The organism is Enterobacter cloacae complex sp. S2 (assembly GCF_015159675.1).
Taxonomy (GTDB): domain Bacteria; phylum Pseudomonadota; class Gammaproteobacteria; order Enterobacterales; family Enterobacteriaceae; genus Enterobacter; species Enterobacter intestinihominis.
Genome location: NZ_JADDTS010000102.1, coordinates 1 through 548, shown reverse-complemented (window position 1 = coordinate 548; position 548 = coordinate 1). Strand labels below are relative to the sequence as shown.

2 protein-coding genes are annotated in these 548 nt (G+C 33.8%); both read right to left on the bottom strand.

Translation table 11 applies throughout. The features are described from left to right. The coding region (locus IPZ49_RS23315; protein WP_227754138.1) for a hypothetical protein at window positions 1-200 on the bottom strand (200 nt) is incomplete at its 3' end. After that, a partial coding sequence (locus IPZ49_RS22950) for a glycosyltransferase (RefSeq protein WP_193762898.1) occupies window positions 197-548 on the bottom strand: 352 nt, incomplete at its 5' end. The genes IPZ49_RS22950 and IPZ49_RS23315, both read right to left, overlap by 4 nt.

The following is a 548-nucleotide window of genomic DNA, read 5'->3' as shown; positions in this document are numbered from 1 at the left end:
GTTTGATTTTTATGGAAAGGTAACAGAAATAAAAATAGAAGTGAATCGATGGAATCTTTAGTGATTTTTTTCTTTTTTATAAGATCACGTAACAAGAATCTTATCGGTCTGCTATTGATAAATTTACAGTGAAAATTTTTCTCAAGCGCCTTGAAATAGGGCCTACCATCAAAATCATGTACTATAATGATCTCTTTCATATAAGGCCACCAAAAATTCGGTCTAAGTTTTTATAAGTTTGAGGCCAACTGTATCTGTTAATAATTTCTTGAGCTTCAGATTCATCAAATTTATAGTCCCGACTCAATATGTCAACCAGTGCGGCTTTATCTGCCAATTTGAAATAAGTTATATTACTGTTTGAAAATTCTCTGAACGCAGGTATATCGGAGGCTATAACCGGGCATTTATTATCTAAAGCCTCTAAAATAGGCAGACCAAAACCCTCATACTTTGACGGAAAAACGAATGCCTTCGCATTTCTATAAAGCCCTACAATTTGTTCATCACTGAGTATTCCTGGATAAATTATGTCTTCATCACTTTGC